Source organism: Vreelandella rituensis (genome assembly GCF_003336665.1).
In the GTDB taxonomy this organism is placed as follows: Bacteria; Pseudomonadota; Gammaproteobacteria; order Pseudomonadales; family Halomonadaceae; genus Vreelandella; species Vreelandella rituensis.
In genome coordinates, this window is sequence record NZ_QPIJ01000176.1 from 1 (window position 1) to 618 (window position 618).

1 protein-coding gene is annotated in these 618 nt (G+C 60.2%); it reads left to right on the top strand.

Features of this window, described 5'->3' with window-relative positions:
• Positions 1–359, top strand: a 359-nt coding sequence (locus DU506_RS21380; RefSeq protein ID WP_147273820.1) for an RNA-guided endonuclease InsQ/TnpB family protein, incomplete at its 5' end; no start/stop codon positions are given.
• Positions 360–618 lie beyond the last annotated feature (259 nt).

A 618-nucleotide genomic window follows, 5' to 3' on the forward strand; every position in this document is an offset into this window, starting at 1 on the left:
AACTCACCCGGCAGATCGTCAACGAGAACCAAGTGATCTGTGCTGAAAGCCTCGCGGTGAAAAATATGGTCAAGAACCGGTCTCTGGCGAAAGCCATCAGTGATGTGGGCTGGGGGGAGCTGGTGCGCCAGCTCGACTACAAGGCCGCCTGGGCGGGGCGTCAGTTCGTCCAGATCGACCGTGGGTACCCCAGCAGCAAGCGCTGCCATGGCTGCGGGTTTGTGATGGAATCTCTGCCGCTCGATGTTCGCACCTGGGACTGTCCGGACTGCGGCACCCAAGGCATCGACCGCGACGTCAATGCCGCCCGCAACATCCTACAAGCCGGCACCGCGCTGTTAGCCGGTGCTGTGGGTTGAAGTAATACCGAGGGGCACTCGGGAAGTTACGCCTGCGGAGTTTGTGTAAGACCGGCAATGCCAAGGCATTGAGGCGACGGACAACGAAGCAGGAACCTGGGAGGTAACGACCAGGGAATCCCCTTCCACAAGCGCGTCAGCGCTGAAGGTGGGGGAGGATGTCAGTGTGCCGGGCATGGCGCACATCTATAGGGTGAGAGTCCCGAGCAGTGACGTTGGGAGTAGCTGTTAGCCAATATGGCAAGGGTGTCCATCGCAA